Annotated in this window: 18 protein-coding genes; 11 read left to right on the top strand and 7 right to left on the bottom strand. The window is 72.8% G+C overall.

Annotated elements, in window-relative coordinates; genetic code table 11:
- Positions 1-8: 8 nt before the first annotated feature.
- From ACIQK6_RS12635 to ACIQK6_RS12600, 8 genes are all read left to right on the top strand, one after another.
- Positions 9-1,391, top strand: coding sequence for an MBL fold metallo-hydrolase (locus ACIQK6_RS12635; RefSeq protein WP_329100041.1), 1,383 nt, complete (start codon positions 9-11; stop codon positions 1,389-1,391).
- A gap of 57 nt (positions 1,392-1,448) precedes the next feature.
- Positions 1,449-1,823, top strand: a complete 375-nt coding sequence (locus ACIQK6_RS12630) for a rhodanese-like domain-containing protein (RefSeq protein ID WP_402694764.1) — start codon at positions 1,449-1,451, stop codon at positions 1,821-1,823.
- Positions 1,820-2,572, top strand: a complete 753-nt coding sequence (locus tag ACIQK6_RS12625; protein WP_402694763.1) for a sulfite exporter TauE/SafE family protein — start codon at positions 1,820-1,822, stop codon at positions 2,570-2,572. The genes ACIQK6_RS12630 and ACIQK6_RS12625 overlap by 4 nt, the downstream gene beginning before the upstream one ends.
- A 90-nt stretch (positions 2,573-2,662) precedes the next feature.
- Positions 2,663-3,241: a rhodanese-like domain-containing protein gene (locus tag ACIQK6_RS12620; RefSeq protein WP_329100044.1), complete on the top strand. Its 579-nt coding sequence runs from the start codon at positions 2,663-2,665 to the stop codon at positions 3,239-3,241.
- A 65-nt stretch (positions 3,242-3,306) separates the two neighbouring features.
- Positions 3,307-3,573: a metal-sensitive transcriptional regulator gene (locus ACIQK6_RS12615; protein WP_030010943.1), complete on the top strand. Its 267-nt coding sequence runs from the start codon at positions 3,307-3,309 to the stop codon at positions 3,571-3,573.
- A gap of 257 nt (positions 3,574-3,830) precedes the next feature.
- Complete coding sequence (locus tag ACIQK6_RS12610) at positions 3,831-4,784, top strand: CAP domain-containing protein (RefSeq protein WP_402694762.1); 954 nt, start codon at positions 3,831-3,833, stop codon at positions 4,782-4,784.
- Between the two features lie 175 nt (positions 4,785-4,959).
- The gene (locus ACIQK6_RS12605) at positions 4,960-5,424 is read left to right on the top strand and encodes a DUF1772 domain-containing protein (protein WP_329100046.1); all 465 of its coding nucleotides are present in this window, start codon (positions 4,960-4,962) and stop codon (positions 5,422-5,424) included.
- A 208-nt stretch (positions 5,425-5,632) separates the two neighbouring features.
- Positions 5,633-6,466 carry an alpha/beta fold hydrolase gene (locus ACIQK6_RS12600; RefSeq protein ID WP_329100048.1) on the top strand — a complete coding sequence of 278 codons (834 nt, stop codon included), beginning with the start codon at positions 5,633-5,635 and terminating at the stop codon, positions 6,464-6,466.
- Between the two features lie 371 nt (positions 6,467-6,837).
- On the opposite strand, the gene ACIQK6_RS12595 is transcribed toward ACIQK6_RS12600, so the two are convergent.
- The 4 genes from ACIQK6_RS12595 to ACIQK6_RS12580 all read right to left on the bottom strand — a co-directional run bounded on the left by ACIQK6_RS12595 (position 6,838) and on the right by ACIQK6_RS12580 (position 9,156).
- Positions 6,838-7,515, bottom strand: coding sequence for a hypothetical protein (locus ACIQK6_RS12595; protein ID WP_402694761.1), 678 nt, complete (start codon positions 7,513-7,515; stop codon positions 6,838-6,840).
- Positions 7,516-7,641: 126 nt separating this feature from the next.
- The gene (locus ACIQK6_RS12590) at positions 7,642-8,265 is read right to left on the bottom strand and encodes a glyoxalase (RefSeq protein WP_329100050.1); all 624 of its coding nucleotides are present in this window, start codon (positions 8,263-8,265) and stop codon (positions 7,642-7,644) included.
- Positions 8,262-8,717 carry a helix-turn-helix transcriptional regulator gene (locus ACIQK6_RS12585; RefSeq protein ID WP_402694760.1) on the bottom strand — a complete coding sequence of 152 codons (456 nt, stop codon included), beginning with the start codon at positions 8,715-8,717 and terminating at the stop codon, positions 8,262-8,264. The genes ACIQK6_RS12590 and ACIQK6_RS12585 overlap by 4 nt, the downstream gene beginning before the upstream one ends.
- A 28-nt stretch (positions 8,718-8,745) precedes the next feature.
- The gene (locus ACIQK6_RS12580) at positions 8,746-9,156 is read right to left on the bottom strand and encodes a VOC family protein (RefSeq protein ID WP_030011646.1); all 411 of its coding nucleotides are present in this window, start codon (positions 9,154-9,156) and stop codon (positions 8,746-8,748) included.
- Between the two features lie 422 nt (positions 9,157-9,578).
- Here ACIQK6_RS12580 and ACIQK6_RS12575 point away from each other — a divergent pair, with 422 nt between their 5' ends.
- Positions 9,579-11,426, top strand: a complete 1,848-nt coding sequence (locus ACIQK6_RS12575) for a galactose oxidase early set domain-containing protein (RefSeq protein WP_329100052.1) — start codon at positions 9,579-9,581, stop codon at positions 11,424-11,426.
- Positions 11,427-11,522: 96 nt separating this feature from the next.
- Here the strand turns inward: ACIQK6_RS12575 and ACIQK6_RS12570 are convergent, their stop codons facing one another.
- Positions 11,523-11,993 carry a MarR family winged helix-turn-helix transcriptional regulator gene (locus tag ACIQK6_RS12570; protein ID WP_329100053.1) on the bottom strand — a complete coding sequence of 157 codons (471 nt, stop codon included), beginning with the start codon at positions 11,991-11,993 and terminating at the stop codon, positions 11,523-11,525.
- A gap of 99 nt (positions 11,994-12,092) precedes the next feature.
- On the opposite strand from ACIQK6_RS12570, the gene ACIQK6_RS12565 reads away from it, so the two are divergent.
- Entirely contained in the window at positions 12,093-12,935 is an 843-nt protein-coding gene (locus tag ACIQK6_RS12565; protein WP_329100054.1) for an NAD(P)H-binding protein, read from the top strand.
- A gap of 27 nt (positions 12,936-12,962) precedes the next feature.
- Positions 12,963-13,391, top strand: coding sequence for a MarR family winged helix-turn-helix transcriptional regulator (locus ACIQK6_RS12560; protein WP_329100055.1), 429 nt, complete (start codon positions 12,963-12,965; stop codon positions 13,389-13,391).
- On the opposite strand, the gene ACIQK6_RS12555 is transcribed toward ACIQK6_RS12560, so the two are convergent.
- Together ACIQK6_RS12555 and ACIQK6_RS12550 are read right to left on the bottom strand one after the other, a co-directional pair.
- A complete protein-coding gene (locus tag ACIQK6_RS12555) occupies positions 13,354-14,841 on the bottom strand; it encodes an MFS transporter (protein WP_402694759.1) in 1,488 nt (495 codons plus the stop codon). The genes ACIQK6_RS12560 and ACIQK6_RS12555 overlap by 38 nt on opposite strands.
- 101 nt (positions 14,842-14,942) lie before the next feature.
- Positions 14,943-15,428, bottom strand: coding sequence for a MarR family winged helix-turn-helix transcriptional regulator (locus ACIQK6_RS12550; protein ID WP_329100057.1), 486 nt, complete (start codon positions 15,426-15,428; stop codon positions 14,943-14,945).
- Positions 15,429-15,475 lie beyond the last annotated feature (47 nt).

The following is a 15,475-nucleotide window of genomic DNA, read 5'->3' as shown; positions in this document are numbered from 1 at the left end:
GCAACCGCGTGTTCTTCATCGACACCATCGAGACCGAGGGACTCGGAAACCGCAGCTACCTGGCGGGCGGCGCCACGACCGCGGCGGTCGTCGACCCGCCCCGCGACATCGACCGGGTCATCGCGGCGGCCGCCGCCCGCGGGGTGCGGATCTCCCACGTGGTGGAGACCCACCTGCACAACGACTACGTCACCGGCGGCCTGGACCTGGCCCGCCTGACCGGCGCCGCGTACCTGGTGCCGGCCGGTGCCCGCGTCTCCTTCGCCCGGACGCCGGTGGCCGACGGCGACACGGTGGGCGTCGACGACGGCATCGCGCTGCGGGCGCTGGCCACCCCCGGCCACACCCCCCACCACACCTCCTACGCGCTGGAGGAGCACGGCCGGGTGGCGGCGGTCTTCACCGGCGGTTCGCTGCTGATCGGCTCGGTGGGCCGCCCCGACCTGGTCGAGCCGCGCCTGACCGAGGAGCTGGCCCGCGCCCAGCACGCCTCCGTCCACCGCCTGGCCGCCGAGCTCCCCGACGAGACGGCCGTGCTGCCCACCCACGGCTTCGGCAGCTTCTGCTCCTCCTCCCAGTCCGAGGGCGACGCCACCACCATCGGCAAGGAGAAGAACGTCAACGACGCCCTGGTCAAGGACGTCGACCGGTTCGTCGCCGACCTGCTGGCCGGCCTGGAGGACGTACCCGCCTACTACGCCCACATGGGCCCGGCCAACGCCGCGGGCCCGGATCCGGTGGACCTGAGCACACCGCCCCTGACCGATGCCGTCGACATCGCCGAGCGGCTGGCCGCCGGGGAATGGGTGGTCGACCTGCGCAACCGGATCGCCTTCGCCGAAGGTCACGTCGCGGGCTCGTTCAACTTCGAGGCCGACGGAAAGATCGCCACCTACCTCGCCTGGATGATCCCCTGGGGAAAGCCCGTCACCCTGCTCGCGGAGTCACCCGCCCAGCTCGCCGCCGCCCAGCGCGAACTGGTCCGCGTCGGCCTCGACCGGCCCGCGGCGGCGGCCACCGGCACGCCCCGCGACTGGATGCCCGAAGGGCACGGCCCGCGCTCCTTCCCCCGCGCCACCTTCGCCGACCTCGCCAACCGGGGCGCCCGGGACACCGACTCCACGACGGTCGTCCTGGACGTGCGCCGCGCTGCGGAGCGCGCCCGGGGGTGGATCGCCGGTTCCGTGCACATCCCCGTCCACGACCTGCACCGGCGCCTGACCGAGGTCCCGCCCGGCACCGTGTGGGTGCACTGCGCCGGCGGAATGCGCGCCGCGATCGCCGCCTCCCTGCTGGACGCCGCCGGACGTGACGTCGTCGCCGTCGACGACTCCTTCGACGCCGCCTCCGAGGCCGGCCTGCCCCTCACCGACGGCGACCGGGACCTCTGAACCCGTACTCCCGTACTCCCGTACTCCTCCTGCCCCATCGACCCGGAAGGAAGACGGATGTTCCTCTTCCGCCGCGGCCCCGCCCGCATCAGCCCCGCCCGCATCACCCCCGCCCAGGCCCACCGGCGCACCACCGACGGCGCCGCCGTCCTCCTCGACGTGCGCGAGCAGGTCGAGTGGGACGCCGGGCACGCCCCCGGAGCCGTCCACGCCCCGCTCTCCCGCCTCGTCGCCGGCGCCGCCCTGCCCTCGACCGCGCGGAACCGGCCGCTCGTGGTGATCTGCCGTTCCGGACACCGTTCCCGGCAGGCAGCCGAGCTGCTGACCGGCCGCGGGGGCGACGCGGTCGACGTGAAGGGCGGCATGAACGCCTGGGCTTCCGCCGGACTGCCGGTCGTCGACGAACGCGGAAGCAACGGCCGAACAGCGTGAGCACGCTCATCCTCGCCCTCGCCGCCGGGGCCGTCGTCGGACTCGCCCTCGGGGCACTGGGCGGCGGCGGCAGCGTCCTGGCCGTCCCGGCCCTGATCTACCTCTTGGGCTTCACCCCGGCTGCCGCCACCACCGCCTCCCTGATCATCGTCACCGCCACGTCCGCCACCGCCCTGTACACCCACGCGGCGTCCGGCAACGTCCGTTGGAAGACCGGCGCCCTGTTCGCGGCCGCCGGCATCCCGCCCGCCCTGGCCGCCGCCACCTTGGCCACCCGCGTTCCCGAACCGGTCCTGACCGCGGCGTTCGCCGCCACGGCCGGCCTCGCCGCCTGGCGCATGTTCACCGCCCCCGCCCCCGCTTCCGGCCGGCAGCCCCGGCCCGTCCGACCCGCGCGGGCCGCCGGGGCGGGTGCCGGACTCGGCTCGATCACCGGCTTCCTCGGCGTCGGCGGCGGCTTCCTCGCCGTCCCCGCGCTCGTCTCCGTACTGGGCCTGCGCATGCGCGCCGCCGTCGGCACCAGCCTCCTCGTCATCACCGTCAACTCCCTCGCCGCACTCGCCGCCCGCACGGGCACCCACACCCCGCTGCACTGGGCGGCCATCGCCCCCTTCACCGGAGCGGCCGTCCTCGGAGCCTGGGACGGCAAACGCCTCGCCGCCAAGGTCTCCGGACCCGCCCTGCAGCGGACCTTCGCGACCGTCCTCCTGACCGTCGCCGCCCTCATGCTCATCGACGCCCTGCACTGACCCCGTGGCCGGCTCCCCTCGACCACACCCGCTCACATACCCCCCGGGGCATCAGGAGCGGATCCCCCCACAAGGACGGAACACCACACCATGGCCCAGCCCCGCCCCCACGCCCTCGACATCCACCAGGCCCACGGCCGCCTGCACGACCTGATCGTCCTGGACGTCCGCACCCCCGGCGAATACGCCACCGGCCACCTCCCCGGCGCCCTCAACATCCCCCTCGACCAGCTCACCCGCGCCCTGCCCGACCTGCGCGAGGTCGCCGCCCGCAGCGACCTCCTCGTCGTCTGCGCCTCCGGCACCCGCGCCGAGAACGCCCGCGCGACCCTCGCCGACAACGGCATCACCGCCACCACCCTCACCGGAGGCACCGGAGCCTGGACCGACGGCGGACTCGCCCTCCACCACCCCGACGGCAACCGGCGCACCACCTGGACCATGGAACGCCAGGTCCGCTTCACCGCCGGCGCCGTCGTCCTGAGCGGCCTCACCCTCGGCCGCCTGCGTCCCGCCTTCCGCCTCGCCTCCGCGGGCATCGCCGGCGGCCTGGTCTACTCGGCCCTCACCAACACCTGCGGCATGGCAGCCCTCCTCGCCAAACTCCCCCACAACCGCCCCCGCCAGGGCGACCTCGAAGCCGCCCTCACCGCCCTCCGCAGCCAATGACTCCCACCGCCCGGATACCCCCTGGGGTACTATCGGGGGAGAACACACAAGGCCAGGAGGCACCGGTGAAAGTCGACGACGACGCAGTCAACGCAGTCCTCAACCGCCTGCGCCGCGCCCAGGGGCAGCTCGCGGGCGTCATCGCCATGATCGAAGCCGGCCGCGACTGCAAGGACGTCGTCACCCAGCTCGCCGCCGTCTCCAAGGCGCTGGACCGCGCGGGCTTCAAGATCGTGGCCAGCGGCATGCGCCAGTGCATGACCAACGCCGACGAGAACCAGGCCCCCATGACCGAAGAAGAACTCGAGAAGCTCTTCCTCGCCCTCGCCTGACCGGCACCCGCCCCGGCCCGGCCCCCCCCCCGGGGCGGGGCGGGGGGGGGCCCGGGGGGGGCCCCCCCCCGGCCCCCCCCCCCGCCCCCCCCCCCCGGGGGGGCGGGGCGGGGGCGAGACCGGGGGTGCGCCGCCCCCGGAAGCAACGCCGCGCACCACCGGCACGCACATTCCCCTGAGAAAGGTGTTATCGCCGCGCGCCCCACGGGTCTCCTTCAATGTCAGGCCAGGTGGGCCCTCACCTTCGAGGAGATGCGATGCGGTATCACGGCGATGAGTTCACGTACGGCGCGGAGGCGGACGTGAACGCGGACGTGGACGGTGCTGGTTCCGGGTCGGGCCGGCGCGGGCGGGCGCGCGCCGCGGGCAGGGCGGCCCGTGGCCACCGCAAGAGCCGGCGCCGAACTCCCCTGATGGCGGCGGCCGCCGTGGTCCTGCTGGCCGGGGTCGGGAGCGGCTACGCCCTCATATCCGGCGGGGCCCCGGAACGCACAGCGGCGACGGGCTCCCCCTCCGCGCTCGCCGGCCGGCCGGACGCGGTGGACGCCCCGCCGACCGGCGCGGCAGATCCGACCACCGGCGCCGACCCGTCGCCGGCCGACGGTACGGCGAGCCCGAGCACCGCCGCTTCCGCGTCCGCATCCGCATCGGCACCCGCATCCGCGCCCGCCGCGCAGGCGAAGGAAGCGGAGCAGCGCTCCGGAGCGACGGCCACGGAGCGCACTGCCAAGCCCACCGCGCCCCCGACCCGCAGCACCTCGGGGAGCGGTCCGACGGGACCGGACCCCAAGGTGCCCGGCGCCCGCACCTCGACGCAGGACGTCGCCACGGCCCAGTCGCTGTCCCTGCAGCTGCTCAACAACGAACGGGCCGCCGTCGGCCGGCCCCCGCTCGCGCTCAAGCAGGACCTCAGCGACTTCGCCCGCAAGTGGGCCGAGCACATGAGGAAGAACGGATTCGCCCACTCCTCGTCGGCGGACCGCGCCTACCTGAAGACGGGCTCACGCACCTGGACCGGCGAGAACATCGTCTGGTTCAGCGATGCCTCGATGACCGCCCAAGAAGCCGCCGAGAAGTTCCAGTCGATGTGGCGCCACAGCTCCGGGCACTACAAGGCGCAGGTCAACCCGGACTTCACCGAGGTCGGCGTGGGCCTCTACCGTGACTCCTCGGGCTGGTGGGGCGTGCACAACTTCTCCGACGGCAAGTGACGCGGCTCCCGCGCACGGCACCGGGAGCAAGGCCAGGACCCTGATAGCCGGTCCTTCTGCTCGCCAGAAGGACTTCCTCTTGGACTTGGCGTGCGGCAGCGCGGACCCTGGTGCACGGGCGTGCAGCCGCCCGCACCCGCCCGCCGTGAGCACCGACGCACAGGAGCCGACGAACATGCGCACACGCCTTCTGCTGGGCCTGGCCCTCCTCTCCACCGGGCTCCTCGCCGGCGCGTTCGGCTACGGAGCGGCCAACCTCGTTCCCACCTTCAACGCGGTACCGCTCGACATACGCCTGTCGTTCCACACCGAACTGATGAAGATGAACGGCATCACCATGCAGGCGGCGATGGGCGTGTCGATCGTCAGCTCGCTGACCCTCACCGCCGTGACGCGCGGCCGTACGCGGCTGCTCGCGGGCGGGGCCGGCCTGCTGGCGCTCACGTCCCTCCTGGTCACCCGGTTCGGCAACGTCCCGATCAACGGCCGGATCAAGGAGTGGGCGCAGGGCTCGGCCCCGGTCGATCACACGGAGGTCCTGCGCCACTGGGAGATGTTCAACGACATCCGCACCGCCACCGCCGTGCTCGCGTTCGCGCTCCTGATCTCCGCCGCCCTGAGGGCCCCGGCCCGCGACTGACCGCGCCGGTACGGGGCCCGGGCGCCCCGACCGTGCCCTACGACCCGGACTGCGCCGCACGGACGATGGCCGCCGCGGCCCGGGACGCGGCCCTTACCGGATCGGCGCTCCGCGCGGCACGGCCGAGCATGAACGCGCCCTCCAGCAGGGCGATCACCGAGCTCGATAGTCTCCCACTGGATCGGTCTATCCAGTCGGAGGTAGCACCTTGCCCGAGATCGAACTGAGCGCAGGCGTCATCGAGTTCACCGACACGGGCGGCGACGGAGAGGTCGTGGTCCTCGTCCACGGACTCGGCTTCGACGAGTCGGTCTGGGACCAGGTGGTGCAGGAACTGCGGCCCGACTTAAGGGTGGTGGTGCCCGTACTGCCGATCGGCAGCCACCGCAGGCCGATGCGGCCGGACGCGGACCTCTCCGCACACGGGATCGCCGCGCTCCTGGCCGAGTTCCTGGAACGCCTCGACCTGCGCGACGTCACCCTGGTCCAGAACGACGCAGGCACGGCCCAGCTCCTGGTGGGCGTGCGCGACGAACGCATCGGCCGCCTGGTGCTCACCTCGTGCGAGGCCCTGGACAACTACCCGCCGGGCATCCAGGGCCGGACCCTGCACGCGGCCGCGCGCGTGCCGGGCGGCCTGTTCCTGCTGCTGCAGTCCTTCCGGGTCCCCTTCCTCGTGCGGATGGGGAGCTCGCTGGGCGGGATGGCGCGGCAGCCGATCCCGTACGCGCTGGTCCGACGCTGGTACCGGCCCCTGCTCAGCCGGCGTGCGATCCGTCGGGACCTCGCCAAGTTCTGCCGCAGCACCCGGAAGGACACCTACCTCGAGGCCGCGGAGAAGCTCGCGGACTTCGACCGGCCCGCGCTGGTCGCCTGGGGCGCCGAGGACCGCATGATGCCGCCCGCCACGGGCCGTCGGCTCGCCGAACTGCTGCCGCAGGGGCGGTACGTGGAGATCCCCGGGGCGCGCACGCTCGTCCAGCTGGACAATCCCGGGGCCCTCTGCGCGGAGTTGCGCCGTTTCATCCGGGAAACCGCTTGAGGCCCGGTCCGTAGCCGCCGTCCGCCAGCCGCCGAACTGCTGCTCGACACCGTCGCCACCGATGCAGACCGGAAAGCGCCGCCCGTGTCCGCATGAGAACCGTCGACGGCGAAACCCCCGGGTATCGGACCACGGTCCGATACCCGGGGCCGTGGAAGTGGACCGTGCTCCGACGCGCCAGCACCCTCCCCGGCGCGATCGTTCCCGGTATGACGACGACGCCGAGGACACCCCCCGTACGCGACATCCCCGCACCCGCACCCGCACCCACAGTCACGCCCACCTCCGCACCCGTCCCGGCGAAGGCCCGGCTGCTGCCGGTGGACCGGTCGGGCGACTGGTCCTTCCCCGGCCGGTGGGTCGGCGGGGTCTCACTGGTGACCGGACCGCTGCTGCTGGCCACCGGAGTCCTGCTGCGGCTGCCGTTCCACTTCTTCTACCCCGAGCAGCTCGCCGCCCGCGTCGAACACCCCGGCCTGATGGCCACCGCCTACGGCGCATTCGCCGCCGGAACGGTCCTGCTGTGGCCCGCCCTCGCCACGCTCGCGGCCCGGATCGCGCCCCGCAGCCCGGGCGCCGCACTGTGGGGCGGTGTCTTCGCCGTCCTCGGGCTCTTCGCCCGAACCTTCCACGCCGGGGTGGACCACCTCGCCTTCCAGCTCGCGGACCGGCAGGGAGCGCAGGCCGCCACCCGGTTCGTCGGCGAGACGTACGGCGCCTTCCACGTCTTCAGCAGCCTCAACATCGCGATCACGGGCGGCTGGCTGATCCTCGCCGTCGGAGCCTGGCGGGCGCGCGTACTCGGCCCGGTGCGCGCCCTCGCGCTCGCGGCGGCCGCCGCGCTGCCACTCGGCGTGCTCAAGGGCACCACCCCGCTGTCGGTGGTGGCCGCCGCGGGCCTGTGCCTCGCGCTCGTCCCGCTGGGCATCGCCGTCCTGCGGGACGGCGGACCGGCGCCGCGCCGTGCGAGCGTGCTGCGCTGGACCGCGGCGATCGCCGTCACCGTGGCCCGGGGTCAGCTCCGTCAGGGCGTACGAGGTCGGCCACATCGTGCCCTCGTCCAGCGGGGCCGGTCGCTGAAGCCGAGGGTGGCGTACCGGGTCTTGAACTTCTGCGTGCCCTTCATGTGCAGGTTCCTCGCTCGCGGAGCTCGATCGGATGGTGCGGGTCATGGATCAGGCGGTGGTGGCCGGTACCGCTGCTTCCCACGCGAAGCCGTCCGGGTCGGTGAAGGGCCCGCCGGCGCCGCCGATCACGAGCCGGTGGGAGCCGGACCCGTCGATCGGGACGCCGACGTCCTTGGCCAGGGCGCGGCGCCCGTACAGCGCCAGCTTGAAGGGGCTCGACGGGGTGGCGAACTCGACGTACTTGCTGCCGAAGCTCCGGGCGACGGCGAGGCCGCGGTCGACGTAGAACCGCTTGGTCTCGGACACGTCGGCGACTCCCAGCAGGAGCACGACGTCGTCGATCCGCCCGGTGGCCGGGCCGGCGTCCCGCTTCGCCGACGTCGCGAGCTTCCAGATCGTCCCGTCCGGGGCCTGTACGACCGCGCCGTAGCCCCAGAACGACTTCGAGGGGGGCTTCAGTGCGGTGGCACCCGCGTCCAGGGCGGCGCCAGCGAGGGCGTCCACGTCGGCCGGCCGGGGGACGGTGAGCGAGAGCGCGAACCCGCGGAAGCCGGTCGTCGGTGCCCCCGAGGCCCGCAGGCGGACCTGCACGCCCGGAGCGAAGGCGGTGTAGAAGCGGTCGGCGGCCTCGGTGTCGGCCACCTCGAGGGTGAAGGTTTCGGTGGAGGTCATGAACACCACGCTAGGTGTGCGGTGGGGGCGGACGCTTCTCGAATCCTGACCGGTTCGGCGGGTTCGGCGGGTTCGGCCGGCGGTCGGGCGGCGCGCGGATACGCGTCGGGCGCCACGCCGACCAGCTCGGTGAAGCGGGTGGTGAAGATGCCCGGCGTCGGGCAGCCCACCGCGCGGCGGACCTCGGCGACGCCGAGGTCGCCAGCGCGCAGCAGGGCCGTCGCGCGCTGGATGCGGCGCGCCGTCAGGTAGGCGTACGGGGACGCGCCGTACGCGAGCCGGAACTGGCGGCCGAGGAGCCCGGCCGCCATGTCCACGGCGCGGGCGAGTTCCTCGACGTCCAGTGGGCGGGCGTGCTCCCGGTCGATCCGGTCCCGGACGCGGCGCAGCCGCGCCAGGTCCTTCAGGTGCGACGCCTCGATCAGTGCCTGTCTCCACGCTGGACGACACATGGCGGACCCCCTTCGTCGACGTGTGCGCTCAGCGGAGTTCTTGGATGCGGATCAGGTTGCCCGCGGGGTCGCGGAAGGCGCAGTCGCGGACGCCGTAGGGCTGCTCGGTCGGCTCCTGGACGACCTCGGCATCGCCGGCCTGGATCTTCTCGAAGGTGCTGTCGAGGTTCTTGGTGGCGAGGAGGATCCAGCCGTAGGTGCCCTTCGCCATCATCTCGGCGATGGTGCGGCGCTCCGCCTCGGTGACACCGGGGTCGACGGCCGGCGGGGCGAGGAGGATGGAGGTGCCGGGCTGGTCGGCGGGGCCGACCGTGATCCAGCGCATCTTGCCCTGGCCGACGTCGCTGCGGACCTCGAAGCCGAGGACGTCGCGGTAGAAGGCCACGGCGGCGTCCGGGTCGTCCTGCGGGAGGGTGCTCATGTGAATGCTGATGTCCATGTCCGTCACGGTAACTACGCCTGGAGCAAGGGCGCTTCTCGAATCCTGACCGATTCGGGCCCCTCCTCCGGCGCCCCCTCCGGCCCCTCCTCCGGCCCCTCTTCCACGTCCCGGTCGCGGCCCCCGCTAGCGGGGCCGGAACCGGCCGTGCCGGGGCGGCGGCGACCCGGTTCGCGGAGGGGGCCGACCGGTGTCCGTGATCACCACGGGTTGCAGCCGGGCGGGGGACCGGGCGGCGGGCCCGCGGACCGCCGTCGGCGCAGCTCAGGGCGGTGCCTTCACCCGGGCGGCCCGAAGCCCGGACGATCTTCCCGGTGTGCAGTGCCGGACGCGTCGGCATAGGTCTGTGTCCGTAGGCGTCGTAGGCGCCCTGTGCCCCCGCACGGGCACCCGCCGCTCCAGCACCCCTGGTGAGGAGTCACATGTCACGTATCAAGCGCCGATCCGCGCGACGATCAGCTCCCCGAGCCGCCCGCTACGCTGCCCGTCGGGCCGCGATCTCCGTGCTCGCTGCCACCGCCGCCCTGGTCACCGCCGTCCCGGCAGCCGCGCACGACGGTTCGGCCCGCCCCGAGGAGAAAGCGGCCCTCGGCACCGAACACGCCCAGGAGCATACGAAGGTCCGCGAGCAGATCCTCAAGCTGGGCGGGTACTCCCAGCTCGCCCGGATCGACAGCCTGAACTCACTGACCCGGTCCCAGGCCGACGTGAACGCCCGCTTCCACCCCAAGGCGTTCGGTCAGTTCGCCGAGTACTTCCAGTCCCCGGACTTCGCCGCCCACATCGCCATGCTCCCGACCGGCAAGGTGCTGCTCTTCTCCTTCGAGCGCATGGAGACCGACCCGACCGAGGAGCCCGCACCGACCAACACCCTCGGCAAGGCCAACGCCGGCCGCGCCTTCCTGTGGGACCCGCGCCGCGGCACCGGCGCGGCCGCCTTCACGAAGGTCACCCCGCCCGAGCTGGTCGTGCCGGACGGCACGGGCGAGAAGCGCCCGGCGCCCTTCTTCTGCGCCGGACACGCCTTCCTGCCCAACGGCATGGTCGGTGTCTTCGGCGGCAACCTCGGCTACGGCGGCGGCGCCGGCGCCAAGCTGTCGCTGGTCTTCGACCCGTGGACCGAGAGCTGGTCCGTGAACAAGGACATGGAGGTCGGCCGCTGGTACCCCTCCGTGGCCGCCGCCCCCGACGGCCGCCTGCTGATCATGTCCGGCCACACCGATCAGGGCTGGGGCACCTCCACCTCCGTGATCGAGCGCTTCCCCGCCAAGAGCCACCCCGTTCCCTTCGAGAAGACCCTGATCCCCAAGGACGTCCCGACGGACACCCTGCGCGTGGACGCGCCCTTCGGTACCGACAGCGACTACCCGCACCTGTTCACCCTGCGCGACGGCAAGGTCTACGGCCTGGGCCGGCACGCCACCAAGCAGTGGGCCTTCGACCCGGTCGCGGAGACCCGTACGGACCTGCCCGCACGCCCCGACGGCGTGCACCGCGGCTATGGCTCCGCCGTGCCGCTGCCCGCCGGAGTGCGCGGCCCGGACTCCGTACTGGTCCTCGGCGGCGACCGCGACGACCCCAACACCTACCGGCTCACGAGCGGCGGCGACTGGGAGAAGCAGCAGCCCCGCGCCTTCGGCCGGACGCAGGACGACACCCTGCTGCTCCCGGACGCGAGCCTGCTGACCGTCAACGGCGCCTACGGCATCCGGGACTACGGCAACGGCGACTACAACCCCAAGTCCGATCTGAAGTACCGGCAGATCGAGACCCGCAACGCGCTGGGCGAGTGGAAGCTGGGACCGGCGCAGCGGTTGCCGCGCGGCTACCACTCCAACGCCGTCGTCCTCCCGGACGGCCGGGTCATGGTCACCGGTGACGAGTTGCAGCAGCTCGCCAACGACCCGAAGATCGACGACGACATGAACGGCAGCATCGAGATCTTCGAGCCGTCCTACCTCCACCAGGGCGCCCGCCCGGCCCTCGACCGCGCCCCCGACGGGCCGCTGCGGTACGACACCGCCTTCACCGTGGGGACCTCCACGCCCGACCAGGTCAAGAAGGCCGTCCTGCTGGCCCCGACCACGGCGACGCACTCCCTCAACACCAGCCAGCGCCACCTGGAACTGGCCATTGTCAAGCGCCAGGGGAACAGCCTGCGCCTGCAGGCGCCGCCCTCGGCCAACGACGTCCCGCCCGGCTACTACATGCTCTTCCTGCTGGACGAGAACGGAGTGCCGAGCGCGGCCAAGTGGGTCTCCTTCCGCTGACCCACCGGGCCTGGCGCCCCACGACACAGCCCCGGGCCGTCCGCCCGGGGCTGTGTCGTCGCCTCCCGCGGACCTCCGGCAGTCGGCCGGCGGGCGTCAGCGGTGGCGCAGCGCGTTCTGGCAGTCGACGTACCTGAGCATGAGGCGGGCGAAGTCGAGGCGGTCGCGCTCGCTCCAGTCGGCCGTCACGTACTCGAAGGCCGCGCGCTGGTGCCGGCGAAAGCGGTCCATCATGTTCCGGCCCTCGGGGCTGAGGTGAAGGATCGTGCGGCGGCCGTCCTGCTGGGAGGCGGCGCGGACGAGGTAGCCGGCCGAGATGCTGTCGGACACCATGCGGCTGGCCACCGAGGGGTCGACGGCCAGGTACTCGGCCACGGCGCCGACGGTGATCTCGCGGCCGTCGCCCTGTTCGGCCTCCAGGACGATGTTGAGGACCAGGGTGCGGCTGAGGTCCTTCTGCGAGATCGGGTTCTCGACCTCCAGGAGCGAGGAGCGCCGCAGTTTCCCGAACGCCGGGCCCACGGCGTCCAGCACTTCCTCGTCGGTCGCCGGCTCTTGCTTGGTCATGCCCCTCATCGTACATACGTGAGCTCGCGCAAACATGTGTTGACGCGAAAACGTGTGCATGCAAGCATGCATATGCATCTACGAACAAATGGAGCTCTCGTGACCATCCTCATCACCGGTGCGCGCGGCAAGGTCGGCCGGGCCGTCATCGACCGCCTGCACTCCGCCGGTCTCCCCGTCCGGGCCGCGAGCGCCCGCCCCGCCGAACTGACCGTCCCGGCCGGCATCGAGACCGCCGAGCTCGCCCTGGACCGGCCGGAAACCTTCGCCGCCGCGCTCCGCGGCGTCCGCCAGGTCTTCCTCTATCCGGAGCCCGCCGGTATCCACGACCTGATCAAGGCCGCCGAGGCCGCCGGGGTCGAGCACGTCGTCCTGCTCTCCTCGTCCTCGGTGCTCGCCCCGGACGCCGAGGACGATCCGCTCGCGAGCCACAGCCTGAAGGTCGAGCGCGCCCTCGCAGACTCCGGTCTGACCTGCACGTTCCTGCGCCCTGATGCCTTCGCCAGCAACTCGCTGGGCTGGGCCTGGCCCGTCGGCCGGTCGATGCCGGTCCAGCTCGCCTACCCGGACGCGCAGATCGCACCCATCCACCCCGAGGACATCGCCGACATCGCCGCCCTGGCCCTGACCGGGGACTCCCTCACCGGCCGGGCACTCACCCTGACCGGCTCCGAGTCGCTCTCCTTCCGCGAGCAGCTCGCCGTCCTCTCGCAGACCCTCGGCCGTACGGTCCCGGTCGAACGCATCACCCGCGCCGAGGCGGAGGAGCAGATGGGCCGGCACATGCCCGCCCCGATGGCGTCCTCCCTGCTCGACCTGTGGGAGGCGGCCGACCACGGCCCCGCCGTCATCGGCGAGACCACCGAGACCCTGCTCGGCGTACCCGCCCGCACCTACCGGCAGTGGGCCCGCGAGAACGCGGACGCCTTCACCGGCCACTGATCCGCCCACCTTCCGAAGGAGCAGGACATGAAGCCCATCGGCTACTGGCTCAACCGCACGGACCAGGCCCTCACCGCGTCCATGGACGCGGCACTGGCCGACTTCGGCCTCACCCGGCTCGGCTGGCAGGTCCTCAATGCCGTCAAGGACGATCCGCGGGCCACCGACTCCGCCGTCCGGACCGCCCTGGCCACGGGCGCCGACACCGCGGCGCTGGACTCGGCCGTCGCCTCGGTGCTCGCCGGCGGCTGGGTGACCCGCCCGCGGCCGGAGGGCCTCGCCCTGACCGACGACGGCCGCGCCCACCTCGCCGAGGTGGCCCGCCGCGTGGCCGACTTCCGCGAACGGTCGGCGGCCGGGATCACGCGCGAGGAGTACGTCACCGCCGTCACCGTCCTGGAGCGCATGACCCGCAACCTCACCGGGTCGCCAGAGGGGTCCGCAGCTCGGCCGTGACCGGCCGCGGGGTGCTCTTCGGGCGACGCAGGACGGTGGCCGCGATGCCGAGGGCGGCCAGGATCAGCGCGGCGCCGACCGCGAAGGCCAGGTGGTAGCCGCCGGTCAGCGCCTCGGGGACGGGAGCACCCGCCGCGGTGAGGAACTCCGTGCGGGAGGCGGCCAGGGTGGAGAGGACCGCGACGCCCAACGCCATGCCGATCTGCTGGGTGGTGTTGAAGAGCCCGGAGGCCAGGCCCGCGTCGGACTCCTTCGCGCCGGACATGGCCAGCGAGGTGAGCGCGGGGAGGGCGAGGCCGAAGCCGGCGGCCAGCAGCATCACGGGGAGCAGGTCGGTGAGGTAGTCCGCCTCTTCGGCCCGACCGGGTACGCGCGTCAGCAGACCGAGTACGCCGACCAGCAGGACCAGACCGGCCAACAGGACCTTGCGCTCGCCGAAGCGGGAGTTCAGACGGGCCGAGACGGTGAGCGAGACCAGTCCGATCACGGCGGCGGCCGGCAGCATCGCGAGACCGGTCCCGGACGCCGAGTATCCGAGCACGTTCTGCAGGTAGAGCGCGACGAGGATCTGGAAGGAGAACAGCGCGGCGACCATCAGCATCTGGACCAGGTTGGCGCCGAGGACGCTGCGCGAGCGGAAGACGCGCAGCGGCACGAGCGGGTTGCGGGCCGTGGCCTGGCGGACGAGGAAGCCGGCGAGCAGGGCGAGCGCGAGGGTGCCGAACCCGAGGGTGCGGGCCGAAGTCGCCCCGCAGGTCTGGATCTTGACGACCGTGTAGATACCGAGCATCAGACCGGACGTGACGAGCAGCGCGCCGAGGGCGTCCGCGCCCGCCCGCAGGCCCAGCCCCCGGTCGCCGGGCAGGGCCGGGAGGGCGACGAGGAGCACCGCGATGCCGATGGGCAGGTTGATGAAGAAGATCCAGTTCCAGGTCAGTGCGTCGGTGAGGACACCACCGAGGACCTGGCCGATCGAGGCGCCGGCGGCGCCAGTGAAGCTGAACACCCCGATGGCTCCGGCTCGTTCGCGCGGCTCCGCGAAGAGGGTGACGAGGATGCCGAGGCTGACGGCGGAGGCCATCGCGCTACCGGCGCCCTGCAGGAACCGGGCCGCGATCAGGACCTCGGGCGAGGTGGCGAGCCCGGCCAGCAGCGAGGCGGCGGTGAACACCGCGGTACCAGCCAGGAACATCCGCTTGCGGCCGATCAGGTCGCCGAGGCGGCCGGCGAGCAGGAGCAGCGAACCGAAGGCGATGAGATAGGCGTTGACGACCCAGCTCAGCCCGACCGGGGTGAAGCCGAGGTCGCCCTGGATGGCCGGCATCGCGACCGTGACGATGCTGCCGTCGAGGATCGTCATCAGCATTCCGGTGGCCAACACGCCGAGGGCGAGCCGGCGCGAACGCGCGGGGGGAGCGGAAGGGGAGGGGGTGGTGGCGGTGGTGGGCACGGCGGTCTCTCCTGTCGTTGGAGGCAACAGGAAGGACCGTAACAGATAGTTTTGTTGCAGACTATCTTTTACGGATCCACTACTGGGGCGACCGCTCCCCACTACCCCTTCTGGCGCGCCCGCCGGGCCGGCCGTGAACCCTCGACGGGAGTCTCCAGATGCCCCGTGACCAGGCGGTTCAACGCCCGGAGCAGCACTTCGCGCTCATCCTCGGGCAGAGCGCCGAGCGCGCCCTGGTGGACCTGGTCGACGATCTTCTGGCTCTCCTTCGCGACCTTCGCCCCCTCCTCGGTCACCGCGATGACCCGGGCCCGGCGGTCGGTGCTGGAGGGCCGGCGCTCGGCGAGACCGGCCTTCTCCAGCGCGTCGACGGTGACCACCATCGTGGTCTTGTCCATGTCGCCGATCTCGGCGAGCTGCGCCTGGGTGCGCTCCCCCTCCAGGGCGTGGACGAGCACGCAGTGCATCCGCGGGGTGAGTCCGATCTCGCCGAGCCGCGCGCTCATCTGCGTGCGCAGCACGTGACTGGTGTGGTCCAGGAGGAAGGACAGGTCCGGTTCGGTGCGCGTGGGTGCCATGGCCGTCATGTCCACCAGGGTAACGAGAATCGATCCGTCGCGGATTATCGACAACC

The sequence above is a fragment of the Streptomyces sp. NPDC091682 genome (assembly GCF_044756625.1).
Taxonomy (GTDB): domain Bacteria; phylum Actinomycetota; class Actinomycetes; order Streptomycetales; family Streptomycetaceae; genus Streptomyces.
Note: the sequence above shows the minus strand (reverse complement) of the source record. Positions and strands in the feature narration are given on the sequence as shown.

Coding starts and splice junctions, on each gene's coding strand:
- ACIQK6_RS12580 (WP_030011646.1), bottom strand. CDS start 9,156: ATGGACATCAGCATTCACATGAGCACCCTCCCGCAGGACGACCCGGAC.
- ACIQK6_RS12595 (WP_402694761.1), bottom strand. CDS start 7,515: ATGTGGCCGACCTCGTACGCCCTGACGGAGCTGACCCCGGGCCACGGT.
- ACIQK6_RS12550 (WP_329100057.1), bottom strand. CDS start 15,428: ATGACGGCCATGGCACCCACGCGCACCGAACCGGACCTGTCCTTCCTC.
- ACIQK6_RS12605 (WP_329100046.1), top strand. CDS start 4,960: ATGCGCACACGCCTTCTGCTGGGCCTGGCCCTCCTCTCCACCGGGCTC.
- ACIQK6_RS12560 (WP_329100055.1), top strand. CDS start 12,963: ATGAAGCCCATCGGCTACTGGCTCAACCGCACGGACCAGGCCCTCACC.
- ACIQK6_RS12585 (WP_402694760.1), bottom strand. CDS start 8,717: ATGTGTCGTCCAGCGTGGAGACAGGCACTGATCGAGGCGTCGCACCTG.
- ACIQK6_RS12575 (WP_329100052.1), top strand. CDS start 9,579: ATGTCACGTATCAAGCGCCGATCCGCGCGACGATCAGCTCCCCGAGCC.
- ACIQK6_RS12610 (WP_402694762.1), top strand. CDS start 3,831: ATGCGGTATCACGGCGATGAGTTCACGTACGGCGCGGAGGCGGACGTG.
- ACIQK6_RS12590 (WP_329100050.1), bottom strand. CDS start 8,265: ATGACCTCCACCGAAACCTTCACCCTCGAGGTGGCCGACACCGAGGCC.
- ACIQK6_RS12620 (WP_329100044.1), top strand. CDS start 2,663: ATGGCCCAGCCCCGCCCCCACGCCCTCGACATCCACCAGGCCCACGGC.
- ACIQK6_RS12570 (WP_329100053.1), bottom strand. CDS start 11,993: ATGACCAAGCAAGAGCCGGCGACCGACGAGGAAGTGCTGGACGCCGTG.
- ACIQK6_RS12630 (WP_402694764.1), top strand. CDS start 1,449: ATGTTCCTCTTCCGCCGCGGCCCCGCCCGCATCAGCCCCGCCCGCATC.